Source organism: Limnohabitans parvus II-B4, from assembly GCF_003063455.1.
Taxonomy (GTDB): Bacteria; Pseudomonadota; Gammaproteobacteria; order Burkholderiales; family Burkholderiaceae_C; genus Limnohabitans_A; species Limnohabitans_A parvus.
Window position 1 is genome coordinate 652,686 of record NZ_NESN01000002.1, and the last position, 17,381, is coordinate 670,066.

Below are 17,381 nucleotides of genomic sequence, written 5' to 3' on the forward strand. Positions count from 1 at the left end.
GGAGTGGCCGTTGCGCCAAGTGTATGGGGTCGGGCCGCTGTCGACCCAAAGGCCCAGGATGTGCCTCGGAAACGCAGCCGCAACACAAGGCCCGTGCTTTGTATGGGCGCTCACGCACACAGGCACGCTGGATGGGGCCAATTGGAGTGCGGACTCTAAAGTGCGGGTTTTCCCTTGTGTTGGTCTGGGTGAACTGTTCAAATTGCTGCATTGCAACAAACCTTTCCAAGGAACACACCATGAACTTCAACGCCGAACAATTCTCCGCTGCTCAACAAGCCAACCTGACCGCTGCTGCAGACCTGTCGCAAACCGCTTTTGCCGGTTTCGAGCGCCTGGTTGAGCTGAACATGGCCGCTGGCAAAGCCGCTGTGGGCGAGTCTTTCTCCAACATGCAAGCCTTGATGGGTGCCAAGTCGCCTCAAGACCTGATGGCTGTGCAAGCCGCTTTGGTGCAGCCTGCTTACGAAAAGTCGGTGTCTTATGGCCGTCACTTGGCTGACATCGCCAACAGCACCAGCGCTGTGTTCACCAAAGCTGTCGAAGGCAAAATGGCCGAGTCCGAAAAAGCCGTCAAAAGCTTGGTCGAAAACAGCCTGAAAAACGCACCAGCCGGCTCTGACGCTGCTGTGGCCGTGATCAAAACCGCTTTCGAAGCCAGCCAGACTGCTGCTGAAACCCTGAAAAAAGTGGCCAAGCAAGCTGCTGACACAGCCGAGTCCAACATCAAGGCCGCAACGGCCCAAGCCGAAGCTTCGGTGAAAGCCGCCATGTCCAAGGCCAAAGCCAAGGCCTGAGCTTCAGCTCAATAAGCAGGCGCTGGTCGCTTGCTTTCTACAATCAGGGTGTCTTCGGGCACCCTTTTTGTTTTGGATTGCACACATGTCACCTGCCTTGGCCCAAGCCTCAGCCCCTGTTTTGCACATCGAAGGCGGCGTGGCCACCATCACCTTGAACCGTCCGGCCCAGCGCAACCGCCTGGAAAACGGCGATCTCAAGGCCTTACTGGCGCATTTTGAGACCGTGAACCAAACCTCCCAAGTGCAGGTGCTGGTGCTGACGGCCAGCACCAGCGGGCAGCCCAAGCCGGTGTTTTGTGCGGGTTACGACATTGGCGGGTTTGACGAACCCGGCCATGGTTCGTCGTTTTTTGAAGAAATCCCGGACGCGCTGGCCGCGCTGCGCCCCGTGACCATTTGCGCCTTGAACGGCAGTGTGTATGGCGGTGCGACCGATGTGGTGCTGGCCTGTGATTTGCGTATCGGTTTGCAGGGCATCGAGTGGCGCATGCCCGCCACGGCGCTGGGTTTGCACTATTACCCCAGCGGTTTGCAGCGTTATGTGAGCCGTTTTGGGTTGGCGGGTGCGACGCGGGCGTTTTTGACAGCCCGGCCTTTTTCGGCGGAGCAGCTCAATGCGATGGGCTTGTTCGAAGCCTTGGTGACGCCAGCGCAATGGGATGCCACCTTGCAAGCGCTGGTTCAGGACATTCTGGCCTTGGCCCCGTTGGCGGTGCAGGAAACCAAAAAGTCGTTGCGCGAGATCGAAACCGGGCAGGCCGATGTGGCCCGTTTGCGTGAGCGCGAGCACATTACCAGCCGCAGCGCCGACTTTGCCGAAGGGCGCGCTGCATTTGCCGAACGGCGCAAGCCGGTTTTTGTGGGGCGGTGACGGGGCTATCAAGTATTGGCGCTCATCGCTTGGCCAAACCGAAGTAAGAGCCACCCTCTTTGTGGGCGCGAACCCCTGTTCGCGAATGCCTGCTAATTGGGGTTGGAGGCCGAGCGTCCTGCAGACCAAGCCGCGCCCATGGACGCGGCCATCACCATCGCGATCGCCAGGCCTTGGAACAGCGTCAAGCGTTCGGACAAGACCAGCCAACCCGCCAGCGCACCCACCGCAGGTTCCAGGCTGAGCAAGATACTGAAGGTGTTTTTGGGCAAGTGGTTGAGCGCAAACATTTCCAGCGCATAAGGAATGGCGCTCGACAGCAGCGCCACGGCCAACCCGGCCAGCAGCCATTGCGGATCGAGCAGGGCGCTGCCCGCATGGAACACGCCAATCGGTGCGACCACCAAGGCCGCAGCCAGCATGCCCAGTGGCGTGGCCATGCCGCCGTAGCGCATGGCCACGCGTTGGCCAAAGACGATGTAAAGCGCCCAGCAAATGCCAGCGGCCAGTGCCAAGGCCATGCCCAGCGGATCGAGTGCGGCATCTGCCCCGGGCAGCGGCAACAGCAAGCCCAGGCCCAGAATGGCCAGCGCCACCCACAGCCAGTCGCTGGCCTTTTTGGAGGTCCAGACGGCCACCGCCAAAGGGCCTGTGAATTCGATGGCGATGGCCACCCCAAACGGGATGGTCTTGATGGCGCTGTAAAACAGCAGATTCATGACGCCCAGCGTGACGCCATACAGACCCAACGGCAAGGCATCGGCCCAGACCCATTGGCGACGCCAGGGGCGGAACACCGCCATCAACATCAGCATGGCAAAGACGAGGCGATAAGCCGTGGTCCCTTCGGCCCCCAAGGCGGGGAACAGGCGTTTGGCAAACGAGGTGCCAACCGACAAAGACACCAAGCTGCCCATTAAGGCCAGCATGGCCCACAAACGCGAATTCAAGGGGGAGTCTCTTTCAGTGGGGCGCGGTTTGCGAGGGCATTCCGTCGGGTCAAAAGGCTTTTAGGCGGCATCATAGCGCCGCATACAATGGCGGCTTCGTCCGCGGGGCGCACACGCGCCGCCCGATCAAACCCGAATTTGCTTTTTTGTGGAGCTTCCATGTTCATTTCTTCCGCTTTTGCCCAGACCGCTCCAGCCGCTGCCGCTGGTGGCGACATGCAGTCCACCTTGATGAGCATGCTGCCTTTGTTGCTGATGTTTGCGGTCTTGTATTTCGTCATGATCCGCCCCCAGATGAAAAAGCAAAAAGAGCACCGCAGCATGATCGATGCTTTGGCCAAAGGCGACGAAATCGTGACCGCTGGTGGTTTGCTGGGCAAAGTCAGCAAAATCGGTGACGCCTACATCGGTGTGGAATTGACCGCTGGCGTCGAAGTGCAAATGCAGCGCAGCGCGGTGGTTCAGGTCTTGCCCAAAGGCAGCCTCAAGTAATCTCCCTGTTTTTTACCCTGCACGCGAGTCACTATGAACCGTTACCCGGTCTGGAAGTACGCGATCATCGTGATCGCCATGTTGCTGGGCGTGGTCTACACCTTGCCCAACTTTTTTGGTGAAGCCCCTGCGGTGCAGGTGTCTTCGGGCAAGGCGACCATCAAGGTGGACACCCAGACCCTGCAAAAGGTCGAGGATGCGCTCAAGGCGGCTGCGGTCAATGCCCAGACGGTCACTTTGGAAGGGGGCTCGATCCGGGCCCGTTTCGAGAACACCGACGAGCAACTGAAGGCCAAAGACGCCATTCAAAAGGCGCTGACGCCCGAAGGCGCAGACCCCCAGTATGTGGTGGCCTTGAACCTGGTGTCGCGTTCGCCCGCTTGGCTGACATCCTTGCATGCGTCTCCCATGTATTTGGGTTTGGACTTGCGGGGTGGCGTGCACTTCATGTTGCAAGTCGACATGCAAGCGGCCTTGACGCAAAAGGTGGAGTCCATCACGGGTGACTTGCGCAGCTTGCTGCGCGAAAAAGACGTGCGCCACGGTGGCATCAGCCGCAATGGTCAGGCCATTGAAATCCGCCTGCGCGATGCGCAACAGCTCGAAGCTGCCAAACGCGTGCTGTCAGCCCAGTTCGCGGACCTGCAAACCCAGGAAGTGGCCGAGGGCACCGAGTTCCGCCTGACCGCCAGCATCAAGCCGGAAGCCGCCCGCAAAGTGCAAGAGCAGGCTTTGAAGCAAAACATCACCACGCTGCACAACCGGATCAACGAGCTGGGCGTGGCCGAGCCGGTGATCCAGCAGCAGGGTCTGGACCGTATCGTGGTTCAGTTGCCCGGCGTGCAGGACACGGCCAAGGCCAAAGACATTTTGGGCCGCACCGCCACCCTTGAGGTGCGCATGGTGGACGAGAGCACCGAAGCGCGTGGCGCTGAGCAGGCTGGCGGCATCGTGCCGTTTGGCGCTGAACGCTATCTGGAGCGCGATGGCCGCCCCCTGATCGTCAAGAAACAAGTGGTGCTGACCGGCGACAACCTGACCGACGCCCAGCCGGGTTTTGACGGCCAGACGCAGGAACCCGTGGTCAACCTGACGCTGGACGCCAAGGGCGCCCGCATCTTCAAGGATGTGACCCGCGACAACGTGGGCAAGCGCATGGCCATCATCTTGTTCGAAAAGGGCAAGGGTGAAGTGGTCACGGCCCCTGTGATCCGCGCCGAGATCGGCGGCGGTCGCGTGCAGATTTCGGGCCGCATGACCACGGCCGAAGCCAACGACACCGCGCTGCTGCTGCGCGCAGGTTCATTGGCTGCGCCGATGGAGATCATCGAAGAGCGCACCATCGGCCCGAGCCTGGGTGCAGAAAACATTGCCAAAGGCTTCAACAGCGTGACCTGGGGTTTCTTGGTCATCGTGGCCTTCATGGTGGTTTATTACGCCATGTTCGGTTTGTTCTCAGGCATTGCGCTGGGCGTGAACTTGCTGTTCCTGGTGGCCATTTTGTCGATGCTGCAAGCGACTTTGACGCTGCCTGGCATGGCTGCGATGGCGCTGGCGCTGGGTATGGCGATTGACTCGAACGTGCTGATCAACGAGCGCGTGCGCGAAGAGTTGCGCAACGGGGTCAGCCCCCAAGCGGCCATTCACGCGGGTTATGACCGCGCCTGGGCCACGATTTTTGACTCCAACATCACCACCTTGATCGCTGGCGTGGCCTTGCTGGCCTTTGGTTCCGGCCCGGTGCGTGGCTTTGCCGTGGTGCACTGCATCGGCATCTTGACGAGCATGTTCTCGGCGGTGTTCTTCTCACGCGGCTTGGTCAACCTCTGGTACGGCGGTAAAAAGAAACTCAAATCGGTGTCGATCGGCACGGTGTGGCGGCCTGAAGGCGGCTCTGCGGTGAAAGCCGACTAAGGGGAACGGATCATGGAATTATTCAAAATCAGAAAAGACATTCCGTTCATGAAGCACGCGTTGGTCTTCAACGCGATCTCCTTCATCACGTTTGCCATGGCGGTGTTCTTCTTGTTCACCAAAGGCCTGCATTTGTCGGTCGAGTTCACGGGCGGCACGCTGATGGAAGTCAGCTACAGCCAGCCTGCGGACCTGAACAAGGTGCGTGGCACGGTGAGCACGCTGGGTTTCAGCGAAGTGCAGGTGCAGAACTTCGGTACAGCCCGCGACGTGATGATCCGCCTGCCCGCGCAAAAGGGCGTGAGCTCGGCTCAGCAAAGCGAGAAGGTGTTGACCGCCCTCAAGGCCGACAACGCCGAGGTGACTTTGCGCCGCACCGAGTTTGTGGGTCCGCAGGTGGGTGACGAGCTGGCACAGGACGGTTTGAAGGCCTTGGCCTTTGTGGTGATCGGCATTGTGATTTATCTGGCGATCCGCTTCGAGTGGAAGTTTGCCGTCTCGGCCATCATTGCCAACTTGCACGACGTGATCATCATCTTGGGCTTTTTTGCCTTCTTCCAGTGGGAATTCTCATTGGCGGTGTTGGCGGCGGTGCTGGCGGTGCTGGGTTATTCGGTCAACGAATCGGTGGTGATTTTTGACCGAATTCGCGAGAACTTTCGCCGTTACCGCAAGATGAACACGGTCGAGATCATCGACAACGCCATCACCTCCACCATCAGCCGCACCATCATCACCCACGGTTCAACCCAGATCATGGTGTTGTCCATGCTGCTGTTCGGCGGTGAGACCTTGCACTACTTCGCCATGGCGCTGACCATCGGCATTTTGTTCGGCATTTACTCGTCGGTTTTCGTGGCCGCCGCGATCGCCATGTGGTTGGGCATCCAGCGCGAAGACCTGATCAAGCCGCTCAAGAAAGACAACGACCCAGGCGACGAAAACTCGGGCGCAGTGGTCTGACCTTGCCAAGCCGGGCTTGATTGACGTCATGCCCGGCAGAAATGCCGTCATGCCAGGCGGAAATGCTGTCATACCCGGCATCAATGCATGTCATACCCGGCTTGACCGGGTATCCATCTGAATCGAAGGCATGGACCCCCGATCAGGTCGGGGGTGACAAAGCCACATGTCATACCCGGCTTGACCGGGTATCCATCTGCACCGAAGGCATGGACCCCCGATCAGGTCGGGGGTGACAAAGCCACATGTCATACCCGGCTTGACCGGGTATCCATCTGCACCGAAGGCATAGACCCCCGATCAGGTCGGGGGTGACAAAGCCACATGTCATACCCGGCTTGACCGGGTATCCATCTGCACCGAAGGCATAGACCCCCGATCAGGTCGGGGGTGACAAAGCCACATGTCATACCCGGCTTGACCGGGTATCCATCTGCACCGAAGGCATGGACCCCCGATCAGGTCGGGGGTGACAAGGTCAATCAGTCAGGAGTGACAAAGCCAATAAGCGGGGGGTGACAAAGCCAGTCAGCCTATCCCGCCCCTACCCGTTGAAACAAGCCTCCTGGCAAACGCCCCACCTGGCCCATCAGCTCCAGCTCGAGCAGTTGGGCTTGCAGTTGCGCGGTGCTCCAGCCGCAACGTGCTTGCAGGGCATCGAGACTCACCGGGTCGTGGCCCAAAGCACTGAGCAGCGCATCTTCGGACTCATCGCCATGCGTGGCCAGCGATTCCTTGTCCTCAACACTTTCTAGCGCCAATGGCACTTGCCTGAGCGGGTCGGGCAGGCGCAACTCTTCCAGCACGTCTTGCGCTGACTCCACCAGCTTGGCCCCTTGTTTGATCAGCAGATGACAGCCCTTGGATTGGGCCGAATGGATCGAGCCGGGGATGGCCATGACATCGCGGCCTTGCTCCAGCGCTTGTTTGGCGGTGATGAGCGAGCCCGATTGCAAAGCCGCCTCCACCACCAGCGTGGCTTGGGACAAGCCCGAAATCAGCCGGTTGCGGCGCGGGAAATTGGGGGCCAGCGGTGGTGTGCCCAGCGGGTATTCGCTGAGGATCAGCCCCCTTTGGGCAATCTGGTGCGCCAGATCGCGGTGCTGGCGCGGATAGACGCGGTCCAGCCCGGTGCCGACCACGGCAATGGTGGGCAAAGGACTGTCCGGTGCGCCCCCGCCCGGTGCCCCCAACAGAGCGCCTTCGTGTGCTGCACCGTCGATGCCCAGTGCCAGACCCGAGATGACCGTCAGCCCGCTGCTGGCCAGGCTGCGGGCAAATTCGCGGGCATTGACAAGACCTTGCGGCGTCGGGTTGCGGCTGCCCACCATGGCCACTGTTTGCGCGGCTTGCAGGTTCGGCAGGGTGTGGGTCTGGCCCATGGCGTAAAGCATCAACGGCGGGTCTGGAATTTCCAGCAGTGCGCCGGGGTAGTCCGCATCGCCCAGCGTGACCACGGCGCGGCCAATGCCTGTGTCTGTGGCTTGCAGCCAGTGCCAGGTTTCGTCGGTCAGTTCGGGCCAACCCAGAGGCGTTTCACGCAGCGCCTTGGCTTGCAGCAATGAGACAACCTGGCGCAAGGCGGCTTCGGGTTGTTGAAAGATGGCATCGGGTTCGCCAAATGCCGCCAGCAAGCGCCTGGCAGCGTCTGGTCCGACGCCAGGCGTGAGCGCAAGGCGCAACCAAGAGCCCAACTCTTCGGGGGTGTTCACCATCATGTCTCCCTGCGCAGCCTGGGTGGCTGTCTGTGCAGACATTGTGGGCCAAACCCGTTGTGCTGCCTAGGGTCGGGGGTGATGGTGCTTGCTTAGGCTTGGCGGTTTTGCCGGTGGTGGGCCAGCCCGCCAAACAACAGGTGGTTGGCCAAAGCCACCGTCCAGCAGATGAAGCCTGTCCAGAAAGTGTGGCTGGGGTAGTGCGCACCCCGCAAGGTTTGGGTGAGCCCCAAAACCAGGCCCAGCAGCAGCACGCTGGCCAGGATGCGTCGCCCGATGGTCCGTTGAGTGCTCAACCCAGAACCGAGCCATGGCAAGGCCAGCCCGACAAATGCCAGCGCCGATGAAGCGTGCCCACCTGGGAAGCAATGCCCAGCACCCCCGTCCAGCACCCCCCAGTGCCAGTGCGAGACATAGATCGCCGCACCGCCAAAATCCTGCAGATCCCAGGGGCAACTGGTCAGGCTGAACCGCTTGAGGGTGCTGATGGTGATGAGCCCCAGAGTGATGCCCAGCATGATTTCGGTGCGTTGCAAGCGGGTCAATTGGCGAAACGCCCCCTGCGGCCACCAAACCATGGTTAACAGGCCGAGATAAATCACGATGGCCAGTTGTTTGGCGCGGGTGTGCAAAATTTCTTCCAGCCACCAGTTGTTGCGCAGGTTGAAGCCGCCACCGTCGGCAATCCAGTGCATCACCGTCCTGTCAAGGCCGGAAAAATCCCATGCCAGCAAGCACAACAGCGCGACCCAGGTGAACTGCCCCAGGCGCCTGGAAGGACTGAGGTCGCCCGGGGTGGCGTAGGTGGATGCTGGGGTCATGTGTCTTGAAGTGCGTGAAAGCTGGAGCCCAGAATGTAATGGGGTTTGCACGGCACGTGGCAAGACAGCCGGGTTTTGCCACGCCTTTGCCAGGCGTTTCAGCGCAGCTTCATAGGCCGTGTCTAGAATCGAGCCCATTTGTACCTTGGATCTACCCTGTGACGGCTCCCATCAAGCTTCTTTCTGCGCGTTCTGCTTGGCACCCCACGGCCTTGCTGGCGGTCTTGACCGTCTGGCTGGGCACCGTGGGCAATTTCCCGTTCTGGATGGCCCTTTGGAAACTGCCTGAAACGCAAGGGATGCGTGCGGTGACCACCACGGCCAGCCTGTGGCTGATTTTGCTGGGCTTGCTGGGCTGGTTTTTGTGCCTTTGGGTTTGGCCGCGCTGGCTCAAGCCGGCGGCCGTGGTGTTGTTGCTGACGGTGACGTCCAGCAGTTATTTCATGCTCACTTATGGGGTGGTCATCGACCCCAGCATGTTGGCCAACGTGGTGCAAACCGATGTACGCGAGGTGCGTGACTTGTTGTCGTGGACCATGCTGGCGGCCTTGGTGGTGGGCGTGATTCTTCCCGGGGTCTGGTTGTGGCGTCAGTCCGTTCGGACGGTGAACGCCAAGCCGCTGATCTTGCGGCAACTGGGGGTGTCTTTGCTGGCCTTGCTGGTGGCCTTGGGGCTCTTTTGGATGTCGTTTCAGGACATCGCCTCGCTGACCCGCAACCACAAGCATTTGCGTTACATGGTCAACCCGTTCAACAGTGTGTACGCAGTCACCCGGCTGTTTGTGGGGCAAGCGGCTCAGGCCAGCCAGCCATTGCTGGCGATTGGCGATGACGCGAAAGTGGTGGCCCCCGTGTCAACGGCAGACCAAGCGCCCTTGGTGGTGTTTGTGTTGGGCGAGACGGCCAGGGCCGCTAATTTTGGTTTGAGCGGGTATGCCCGTGACACCACGCCACAGTTGCGCAAGTTGCAGGCGCAGGGTGACCTGACCTACTTCTCGGACGTGAGGTCTTGTGGCACCAGCACGCAGGCCTCGGTGCCCTGCATGTTTTCGCATTTGGGGAAAGCCGCCTATGAGGGCAACAGCCAGCGTTTTGAAAGCGTGCTGGATGTGCTGCAGCGTGCCGGTTTGGCGGTGCTTTGGCTGGACAACCAGTCCGGTTGCAAAGGGGTGTGCGAGCGCGTGCCCAACGTCTCGACCACGGCCTTGAACGTGCCCGAGTTTTGCAAGGATGGCGAGTGCCTCGACGAGGTGATGCTGCACGAGCTGCCCAAGCAATTGGCTGCGCTGGACCCGGCCAAACGAGCCAAAGGCACCGTGGTGGTGATGCACCAGATGGGCAGCCATGGCCCAGCTTATTACAAGCGCTCACCCAAAGCGCTCAAGCAGTTTTTGCCCGAATGCAGCAGCCACGCCTTGCAAAACTGCCCGCCCGAGCAGATCGTGAATGCCTATGACAACTCGATTCTCTATGCCGACCATTTCATCGCCAAGACGGTGCATTGGTTGCAAGCGCAGTCACGTCCTACCGCGCTGATGTACGTGTCCGACCACGGCGAGTCTTTGGGCGAAAAAGGCCTGTATCTGCATGGCATGCCTTACAGCATGGCCCCGAAAGAGCAAATCCATGTGCCGATGGTGGTGTGGCTGTCCAAGCCCATGCAGCGTCAGCGGGGTTGGAGCATGGCCTGTTTGCAGGCCCAAAGTGGCAAGGCTTTGTCGCACGACAACTTGTTCCATTCGGTGCTGGGCTTGACCCAGGTCAGCACGGGTTTGGCCAAACCGGAGCTGGACATCTTTTCGGCTTGTTCGCCAGCCCGCTGAAGTCGCACGCGGCCACACAGATGGCCAGCTTGGGCAGGTGCTTTGGAAATTGGGGACAATACAGCCCTGATTTCTTTTCCGTTTTGATCCCCCATGGCCCTGCTCCCTATTCTTTGCTATCCCGACCAACGCCTGCACAAGGTGGCCAAGCCCGTGCAGGCGGTAGATGACCGCATTCGCGTCTTGATCGACGACATGCTGGAAACCATGTACGACGCCAGTGGCATTGGCCTGGCGGCGACGCAGATCGACGTGCACGAGCGGCTGGTGGTGATCGATACCTCCGAAGAACGCAACCAGCCCTTGGTGCTGATCAACCCCGAAATCACCTGGATGGGCGACGAGCGCGTCAAAGGCGAAGAGGGCTGCTTGTCGGTGCCCGGCATTTACGATGGTGTGGAGCGTGCTACGGCCGTCAAGGTCACCGCGCTTGACCGCCATGGCAAGGCTCAAAACATCGAGGCCGAAGGCATGCTGGCCATCTGTATCCAGCACGAGCTGGACCACTTGAAGGGCAAAGTGTTCGTCGAATACCTGTCCCCGCTCAAGCAAGGCCGCATCAAGACCAAGCTGGTCAAAGCCCAAAAAGCCGAGCGCTGAGCACGGCATGCGTTTGATATTTGCGGGTACGCCCGAATTCGCCCACGTGGCCATGGCCGCCTTGCACGCTGCTGGCCACGAAGTGGTGTTGGTGCTGACCCAGCCTGACCGCCCCGCTGGCCGTGGCATGAAGCTGCTGCCCTCTCCCGTCAAGCAATGGGCCCTTGACCACAAGGTGCCCGTGGCCCAGCCGCGCAGCCTGCGCCTGGACGGCAAATATCCTGAAGACGCCGCCGCTGCCCGCGACACCCTGTTGGCTGCGAAGGCAGACGCCATGATCGTGGCCGCTTATGGCTTGATCCTGCCGCAGTGGGTGTTGGACTTGCCCCCCAAAGGCTGCCTGAACATCCACGCGTCCCTTTTGCCACGTTGGCGCGGTGCAGCGCCCATTCACCGCGCCATCGAGGCAGGTGACACCCAAACCGGCATCACCATCATGCAAATGGACGCGGGCCTGGACACGGGCGACATGCTGCTGGTGCGTACCGAGGCCATTTTGCCGACCGACACCACGGCCGTGTTGCACGACCGGCTTGCGGCGCTGGGGGGCGAAGCGATTGTGCAGGCGCTGGCCGACATCGACCAGTTGCAGCGACAGCCCCAACCGAGTGAAGGCGTGAACTACGCCCACAAGATCGAAAAAGCCGAAGCTGCACTCGACTGGGCCTTGAGTGCCGAGGTGCTGGCGCGGCGCATCCGCGCTTTTGACCCCTTTCCGGGCATGACCGTGCCGCTCACGACCGAGGCGGGCACCGAAACCCTCAAGCTCTGGCAAGCCGTGGCCGAGCCTTTGCAGGCAGCGGCTGAGCCCGGCACCGTGGTGCAGGCCGATGCGCAAGGCGTGCGCGTGGCTTGTGGCGAGGGGCAGCTGTGCCTCACGCAACTGCAGCGCCCCGGTGGCAAGCGCTTGAGTGCGGCCGACTTCTTGCGCGGCTGCCCTTTGCAGGCCGGTCAGCGGCTGGTGGCGGCCTGATGTTTTTCCTCGCGCGCCTGTACCGTCACCCTGCCTTTGTGCAGGGCATGCGCGAGGTGTCGCCGCAGTCGCCGGGCATTGCCGCCTGGGGCCTGATGACCGGCGTGGCCATGGTCAAGTCGGGCATGAGCGTGTTCGAGGCCAGCGCCATGACGCTGCTGGTGTTCGCGGGCAGCTCGCAGCTGGCGTCCATCCCACTTATCGTGGCGGGCGCGCCTGCCTGGGTGATTCTGGCCACAGGCTTTTGCGTGAACCTGCGCTTTGTGGTGTTCAGTCTGCATTTGCGTCAGTTCTTGATCCACCTGCCGCGCTGGCAGCGCATGCTGCACGGCTATTTGACGGCCGACATCAGCTACGTGCTGTTTGTGCGCAAGTACGCCCACCCGGCCGAGACCGCCGAGGGGCGGCTGGAACAAGAGGCTTATTTGGCTGGCAACGACTTTTTGAACTGGTTGTCGTGGATCGTGGCGAGCTTTGTCGGCATCGCGCTGGCCAACCTGATTCCGCCCAGCTGGGGCTTGGGTTTTGCGGGCATTTTGTGCCTGCTGGGCATCCAGTGCTCGCTGGCCAGTTCGCGCATGCGCATGCTGTCGGCGGCAGTCGCTGGCGCTGCGGCGGTGGTGGCCTACAGCCTGCCGCTCAAGCTCAACATCGTGGTGGCGATTGCCGTGGCGGTGATCTTGTGCCTCACGGTCGAAAAAATGCGGCCTGCTCCGGGAGTGTCCGCATGAACATGGCTTGGGGCGGCACCGATCTGTGGACTTTGGCCGTCATCGTCGGACTGGCGCTGGTCACGGTGCTCACGCGCAGCTTCTTTTTCATATCCAGCAAAAACTGGCAGTTGCCCCATTGGGCGCAGCGTGGCCTGCAATACGCGCCCATCGCCGCTTTGTCGGCTGTGGTGGTGCCTGAAATCATCACCGTGCAGGGTGTTTTGATCAGCACTTGGCAAGACGCCCGCTTGTTTTCGGCGGTGGTGGGCGCTGCCGTTTATTTTTGGCGACGTGATGTGCTGTTCACCATCATCGCGGGCATGGCGGTTTATTTGCCTTTGCATTTGGGGTGGGGCTGGTAAGTCCCGTTTGCGCGTTGTTCGGGGTTCGTACCTGCGCAACGTCAGCCGCTGTCAGGCCGGGCTTTTAAAATGGATGTGAATTGACCCATCCACTTTTCTTCACACCATGAACGTCATCCGTTTTTCTGATCTGTGCGCCAGCGGCAAAGCTGCGGGCCAACGTGTTTTCATCCGCGCCGACCTGAACGTGCCGCAAGCCGATGACGGCAGCATCACCGAAGACACCCGCGTGCGTGCCAGCGTGCCCTGCATCCAGATGGCGTTGGACGCTGGCGCTGCCGTGATGGTGACCAGCCACTTGGGCCGTCCCACCGAGGGCGAGTTCAAACCCGAAGACTCGCTGGCCCCGGTGGCCAAGCGCTTGGGCGAGCTGCTGGGCCGTGATGTGCCGCTGGTCGCCAATTGGGTGGACGGCGTGACCGTGGCCCCCGGCCAAGTGGTGCTGCTGGAAAACTGCCGCGTCAACAAAGGCGAAAAGAAGAACAACGAAGACCTGGCCCGCAAGATGGCCCAGTTGTGCGACATCTACGTGAACGACGCCTTTGGCACCGCTCACCGCGCCGAGGGTACAACGTATGGCATCGCCCAGTTCGCCCCCATCGCCTGTGCCGGCCCCTTGCTGGCCGCCGAGATCGACGCCATTGGCAAGGCCCTGGCCGCGCCGAAGCGCCCATTGGCCGCCATCGTGGCGGGCAGCAAGGTCAGTACCAAGTTGACTATCTTGAAGAGCCTGTCACAAAACGTGGACCAGCTCATCGTGGGCGGTGGCATTGCCAACACCTTCATGCTGGCGGTGGGCTTGAAGATCGGCAAGAGCTTGGCTGAAGCCGACTTGGTGGATGAGGCCAAAGCCGTGATTGAAGCCATGAAAGCCCGTGGCGCTGAAGTGCCGATCCCGACCGATGTGGTGGTGGCCAAAACCTTTGCCGCCGACGCCGTGGCCACCGTGAAGAAAGCCACCGAGGTGGCCGATGACGACATGATTTTGGACATCGGCCCAGAGACCGCAGCCAAACTGGCCGCGCAGCTCAAGCAAGCCGGCACCATTGTGTGGAACGGCCCGGTGGGTGTGTTTGAGTTTGCGGCCTTCGAAAACGGCACCAAGGTGATCGCCCAAGCGATTGCCGAGTCCAGCGCCTTCAGCATCGCGGGTGGTGGCGACACGCTGGCCGCGATTGCCAAGTACGGCATTGAAAAGCAGGTGGGCTACATCTCGACCGGCGGTGGTGCGTTCCTCGAGATCCTGGAAGGCAAGACCTTGCCTGCATTTGAGATTTTGGCCAAGCGCGCAGCGGGCTGAAGTCGCCGTCGGGGCAGCCAGGAGCCAAGTGGGTCCATGGATCTTTTTGTCACCCCCGACTTGATCGGGGGTCCATGCCTTCGGTGGTCATGGATACCCGCGTTCGCGGGCATGACAAGACCAAGTGCCCCTGGTCAAGCTGGCATGAGCTGCATGCGCCCAACAAAAAACCCCGCATCGCGGGGTTTTTTGTGGCCAAGGCACAAGCCCGGTCAGGCTTGAGCTGCAGGGGGCAGGTTGCCGCGCACCGGGCTGGTCATGTTGCCCTTGAAGTCGGTCCAGCATTCGCGGGTGAAGTCGTACATCTTGCAGTTTTTGGCGGTCTCGAAATACCACTTCCAGGAGAACGGCTGCACGATGATGCGGCCGGGCAGCATCTCTTCGAGCTTGGACTGCGCTTGCTTCAGGCGGTACAGCGGGATGCTCATGTCCACATGGTGGGCGGTGTGCTCCATGATGTGGTGCATCAGCGCGCCGATGTTGAACGGGAAGGTCAGGTGCACGGTGGTCGACACGAAAGGCGCGGCCTTGGTCCAGGCGGCCTTGTTGTCGTGCCAGGAGACCTTGACGTGGGTGTGGTGCACATAGACCACGAAGCCGATCATGCTGTTCCAAAAGAAGAAGGGCACGGCAAAACCCAGCAGCAGCGACAGCCAGACCGACTGGCCGGTGTACACGGCAGCAGCGGCAATGGTGGCGATCCAGAAGGCCGCAAACAGGCTGGCCAGCAAGCTGTCTTTGAAGAAAATCGGGCGGCGGGTGGGCATGTGGGTTTTGTTGGGGAAGAACTCGCGCTTCCACCAGATTTCGATCATGTAGTACAGACCGGGTGCCCAGCCGCTGCGGTAAGCACGCTCCAGCAGGCGCTGCATGGGGCTCAGGGCTTCAAACTCGGTAGCCGTCAGGGGGGTCCAGACGAAGTCCACCCCCTTGAGGTTGGTGTAGCCGTGGTGCACCACGTTGTGGCCGGTGTCCCACAGGCTGTAGGGGGTCAGCGAGGGCAAAAACGCGATGCGGCCCAGCACCTTGTTGAGTTCGCGGTGCGGTGTCAGGCTCTGGTGGCAGGCGTCGTGGCCGATGATGAACAAACGGCCGATCACGAAACCGGCGGCCAGCGCACACAGCACTTTGAGCCAGACGGACTCCAGTGCGATGGTGCCGGTGATCAGGGCAAAAAACAGGGCGTAGTCCAAAACCAAAAGCACAAAAGCCCGGAAGGTGCTGCGCTCAGACAAGGGGATCAGCCACTCGCGCAAAGTCTTGCGGTGCGGCAGGGGTTGGTCCAGTCCAACAGGCTGGTGATCGGTCGGTGTATGCAATGCAGTCATGGTGTTTCTAAGTCAATCGCTTGGCATAAGTTTAGTCGCCTGGACGTTTCCTTGGGCTGACAAGGATCAATTCAGCCATTTAAAAGGCCCAAATCGGTATATGCACGGTGTTCTTTTGAATGGGGCCTGCCGCTATGCAATCTCATCCTCTGGATCTTGCCGCCGAAAGAACCCGTGATGTAACCGATTTCGTGTGAAAATTGAAACCAAATTACATGGAGACCCCCGCATGACACATCGCGCGACCAAGATTGTTGCCACCTTAGGCCCTGCTTCCAGCGACCCTGCCTTGCTCGAAGCCATGATCCGCGCTGGCGTCAATGTGGTGCGACTGAACTTCAGCCACGGCAAAGCGCAAGACCACGTGGACCGGGCGCGTCTGGTGCGCGAAGCCTCCCAGCGCGCTGGCCGCGAAGTGGCCATCATGGCCGACTTGCAGGGCCCCAAGATCCGTGTGGGCAAGTTTGCCGAGGGCAAAGTCATGCTCGAGCCCGGTGAGCCGTTTGTGTTGGACGCCTCGCGCACCGAGCCGGGTGACATTCAGGGCGTGGGCCTTGACTACAAAGAGTTGCCCCGTGACGTGAAGGCGGGCGACGTGCTTTTGCTCAACGACGGCCTGATCGTGCTGACCGTGAACGCCGTCAAGGGTGAGCAGGTGCACACCACCGTCAAATTAGGCGGGGAGCTGTCCAACAACAAAGGCATCAACAAGCAAGGCGGCGGCCTGACCGCCCCGGCCCTGACCGCCAAGGACATGGACGACATCAAAACCGCCATGAGTCTGCAAGCCGACTATGTGGCGGTGAGCTTTCCGAAAAACGCGACAGACATGGAAATGGCCCGCCAGCTGTGCAACGTGGCGGGGGCCGAATACGGCCACAAGCCGGGGTTGATCGCCAAGATCGAACGCGCCGAAGCCATTCCCCACCTCGAAGCGATCCTCAAAGCCAGCGACGGCATCATGGTCGCCCGGGGTGATCTGGCCGTCGAAGTGGGCAACGCCGCCGTGCCCGCCCTGCAAAAACGCATGATCAAGCTGGCCAAGGTGCACGACAAGGTCGTCATCACCGCCACCCAGATGATGGAAAGCATGATCACCAACCCGGTGCCCACCCGCGCTGAAGTGTCTGACGTGGCCAACGCCGTGCTGGATGGCACCGATGCCGTGATGTTGAGCGCCGAGACGGCCGCAGGCAAATACCCGCTGGAAACCGTGGAAGAAATGGCCAAGATCTGCGCCGCCGCCGAAAGTGCTGAAGACGTCCAGCTCGATGCCGACTTCCGGGGGCAGTCTTTCAGCCGCATTGACCAGTCCATTGCCATGGGCGCGTTGTTCACCGCCCACCACTTGGGTGCCAAAGCCATTGTGGCCATGACCGAATCGGGCTCGACCGCGTTGTGGATGAGCCGTCACCGCGTGCACATCCCGATTTACGCCTTGACCACCAAGCTGACTTCGCAGCGCAAGATGGCGCTCTACCGCAACGTGCGCCCCTTGTTGATGGACACCAGCGCCGACCGCGACACGGCCTTGGCCGAAGCCGAAGCGCACCTGAAAAGCCGCAACATCGTGGGCACGGGCGATGTGTATGCCATCACTTGCGGTGAGCCCATGGGGTCGCCCGGCGGCACCAACATGCTGAAGATCTGTAAGGTCGCTTGAGGGGGGTCCGCCCTTTCGGGAGGGGCGGGTTCAGTCTTGTGTCAGGCCGAACCCTATAAAATCCGGATCAGTTACGGGCCGGGTACACGCCGG

The 17,381-nt window shown here is 60.9% G+C and carries 16 protein-coding genes; 12 read left to right on the forward strand and 4 right to left on the reverse strand.

Annotated elements, in window-relative coordinates; genetic code table 11:
* The first annotated feature begins 239 nt into the window (after window positions 1-239).
* On the forward strand, window positions 240-797 hold the full coding sequence (gene phaP, locus B9Z37_RS07840) for a TIGR01841 family phasin (RefSeq protein WP_108312403.1): 558 nt from the start codon (window positions 240-242) through the stop codon (window positions 795-797).
* Window positions 798-882: 85 nt separating this feature from the next.
* Window positions 883-1,671, forward strand: coding sequence for an enoyl-CoA hydratase/isomerase family protein (locus B9Z37_RS07845; RefSeq protein ID WP_108312404.1), 789 nt, complete (start codon window positions 883-885; stop codon window positions 1,669-1,671).
* Window positions 1,672-1,763: 92 nt separating this feature from the next.
* Here the strand turns inward: B9Z37_RS07845 and B9Z37_RS07850 are convergent, their stop codons facing one another.
* A complete protein-coding gene (locus B9Z37_RS07850; RefSeq protein WP_108312405.1) occupies window positions 1,764-2,600 on the reverse strand; it encodes an EamA family transporter in 837 nt (278 codons plus the stop codon).
* A 180-nt stretch (window positions 2,601-2,780) separates the two neighbouring features.
* Here B9Z37_RS07850 and yajC point away from each other — a divergent pair, with 180 nt between their 5' ends.
* Genes yajC through secF form a run of 3 tightly spaced genes read left to right on the forward strand, consistent with a single transcriptional unit; the run spans window position 2,781 to window position 5,990 of the window.
* Window positions 2,781-3,113, forward strand: coding sequence for a preprotein translocase subunit YajC (yajC, locus tag B9Z37_RS07855; RefSeq protein WP_108312406.1), 333 nt, complete (start codon window positions 2,781-2,783; stop codon window positions 3,111-3,113).
* 33 nt (window positions 3,114-3,146) lie between these two features.
* Complete coding sequence (gene secD / locus B9Z37_RS07860) at window positions 3,147-5,027, forward strand: protein translocase subunit SecD (RefSeq protein ID WP_108312407.1); 1,881 nt, start codon at window positions 3,147-3,149, stop codon at window positions 5,025-5,027.
* A 12-nt stretch (window positions 5,028-5,039) separates the two neighbouring features.
* Window positions 5,040-5,990: a protein translocase subunit SecF gene (secF, locus tag B9Z37_RS07865; protein WP_108312408.1), complete on the forward strand. Its 951-nt coding sequence runs from the start codon at window positions 5,040-5,042 to the stop codon at window positions 5,988-5,990.
* Window positions 5,991-6,523: 533 nt separating this feature from the next.
* Here the strand turns inward: secF and dprA are convergent.
* Both dprA and B9Z37_RS07875 read right to left on the reverse strand, forming a co-directional pair.
* Window positions 6,524-7,747, reverse strand: coding sequence for a DNA-processing protein DprA (gene dprA, locus B9Z37_RS07870; protein WP_108312409.1), 1,224 nt, complete (start codon window positions 7,745-7,747; stop codon window positions 6,524-6,526).
* A gap of 50 nt (window positions 7,748-7,797) precedes the next feature.
* Entirely contained in the window at window positions 7,798-8,526 is a 729-nt protein-coding gene (locus B9Z37_RS07875) for a phosphatase PAP2 family protein (protein ID WP_108312410.1), read from the reverse strand.
* A 158-nt stretch (window positions 8,527-8,684) separates the two neighbouring features.
* Between B9Z37_RS07875 and B9Z37_RS07880 the strand changes: the two genes are divergently transcribed.
* From B9Z37_RS07880 to B9Z37_RS07905, 6 genes are all read left to right on the forward strand, one after another.
* Window positions 8,685-10,349, forward strand: coding sequence for a phosphoethanolamine transferase (locus B9Z37_RS07880; RefSeq protein ID WP_240606653.1), 1,665 nt, complete (start codon window positions 8,685-8,687; stop codon window positions 10,347-10,349).
* Window positions 10,350-10,442: 93 nt separating this feature from the next.
* Complete coding sequence (gene def / locus B9Z37_RS07885) at window positions 10,443-10,949, forward strand: peptide deformylase (RefSeq protein WP_108312411.1); 507 nt, start codon at window positions 10,443-10,445, stop codon at window positions 10,947-10,949.
* Between the two features lie 7 nt (window positions 10,950-10,956).
* A complete protein-coding gene (gene fmt, locus B9Z37_RS07890) occupies window positions 10,957-11,922 on the forward strand; it encodes a methionyl-tRNA formyltransferase (RefSeq protein ID WP_108312412.1) in 966 nt (321 codons plus the stop codon).
* Window positions 11,922-12,653: an AzlC family ABC transporter permease gene (locus B9Z37_RS07895; protein ID WP_108312413.1), complete on the forward strand. Its 732-nt coding sequence runs from the start codon at window positions 11,922-11,924 to the stop codon at window positions 12,651-12,653. The genes fmt and B9Z37_RS07895 overlap by 1 nt, the downstream gene beginning before the upstream one ends.
* A complete protein-coding gene (locus tag B9Z37_RS07900; RefSeq protein ID WP_108312414.1) occupies window positions 12,650-12,997 on the forward strand; it encodes an AzlD domain-containing protein in 348 nt (115 codons plus the stop codon). The genes B9Z37_RS07895 and B9Z37_RS07900 overlap by 4 nt, the downstream gene beginning before the upstream one ends.
* A gap of 106 nt (window positions 12,998-13,103) precedes the next feature.
* Window positions 13,104-14,297 carry a phosphoglycerate kinase gene (locus tag B9Z37_RS07905; protein ID WP_108312415.1) on the forward strand — a complete coding sequence of 398 codons (1,194 nt, stop codon included), beginning with the start codon at window positions 13,104-13,106 and terminating at the stop codon, window positions 14,295-14,297.
* Between the two features lie 212 nt (window positions 14,298-14,509).
* Here B9Z37_RS07905 and B9Z37_RS07910 read toward each other — a convergent pair whose 3' ends face one another.
* Window positions 14,510-15,625, reverse strand: coding sequence for a fatty acid desaturase (locus tag B9Z37_RS07910; RefSeq protein WP_108312416.1), 1,116 nt, complete (start codon window positions 15,623-15,625; stop codon window positions 14,510-14,512).
* Window positions 15,626-15,854: 229 nt separating this feature from the next.
* Between B9Z37_RS07910 and pyk the strand changes: the two genes are divergently transcribed.
* The gene (gene pyk / locus B9Z37_RS07915; RefSeq protein ID WP_108312417.1) at window positions 15,855-17,288 is read left to right on the forward strand and encodes a pyruvate kinase; all 1,434 of its coding nucleotides are present in this window, start codon (window positions 15,855-15,857) and stop codon (window positions 17,286-17,288) included.
* The last annotated feature ends 93 nt before the right edge of the window (window positions 17,289-17,381 follow it).

Excerpts from the sequence above, each read along its gene's own strand:
- B9Z37_RS07845 (WP_108312404.1), top strand. The coding sequence starts at position 883 with ATGTCACCTGCCTTGGCCCAAGCCTCAGCCCCTGTTTTGCACATCGAA.
- dprA (WP_108312409.1), bottom strand. The coding sequence starts at position 7,747 with ATGTCTGCACAGACAGCCACCCAGGCTGCGCAGGGAGACATGATGGTG.
- yajC (WP_108312406.1), top strand. The coding sequence starts at position 2,781 with ATGTTCATTTCTTCCGCTTTTGCCCAGACCGCTCCAGCCGCTGCCGCT.
- B9Z37_RS07895 (WP_108312413.1), top strand. The coding sequence starts at position 11,922 with ATGTTTTTCCTCGCGCGCCTGTACCGTCACCCTGCCTTTGTGCAGGGC.
- B9Z37_RS07905 (WP_108312415.1), top strand. The coding sequence starts at position 13,104 with ATGAACGTCATCCGTTTTTCTGATCTGTGCGCCAGCGGCAAAGCTGCG.
- def (WP_108312411.1), top strand. The coding sequence starts at position 10,443 with ATGGCCCTGCTCCCTATTCTTTGCTATCCCGACCAACGCCTGCACAAG.
- fmt (WP_108312412.1), top strand. The coding sequence starts at position 10,957 with ATGCGTTTGATATTTGCGGGTACGCCCGAATTCGCCCACGTGGCCATG.
- secD (WP_108312407.1), top strand. The coding sequence starts at position 3,147 with ATGAACCGTTACCCGGTCTGGAAGTACGCGATCATCGTGATCGCCATG.
- B9Z37_RS07910 (WP_108312416.1), bottom strand. The coding sequence starts at position 15,625 with ATGACTGCATTGCATACACCGACCGATCACCAGCCTGTTGGACTGGAC.
- B9Z37_RS07900 (WP_108312414.1), top strand. The coding sequence starts at position 12,650 with ATGAACATGGCTTGGGGCGGCACCGATCTGTGGACTTTGGCCGTCATC.
- secF (WP_108312408.1), top strand. The coding sequence starts at position 5,040 with ATGGAATTATTCAAAATCAGAAAAGACATTCCGTTCATGAAGCACGCG.
- B9Z37_RS07850 (WP_108312405.1), bottom strand. The coding sequence starts at position 2,600 with ATGCTGGCCTTAATGGGCAGCTTGGTGTCTTTGTCGGTTGGCACCTCG.
- B9Z37_RS07875 (WP_108312410.1), bottom strand. The coding sequence starts at position 8,526 with ATGACCCCAGCATCCACCTACGCCACCCCGGGCGACCTCAGTCCTTCC.
- phaP (WP_108312403.1), top strand. The coding sequence starts at position 240 with ATGAACTTCAACGCCGAACAATTCTCCGCTGCTCAACAAGCCAACCTG.
- pyk (WP_108312417.1), top strand. The coding sequence starts at position 15,855 with ATGACACATCGCGCGACCAAGATTGTTGCCACCTTAGGCCCTGCTTCC.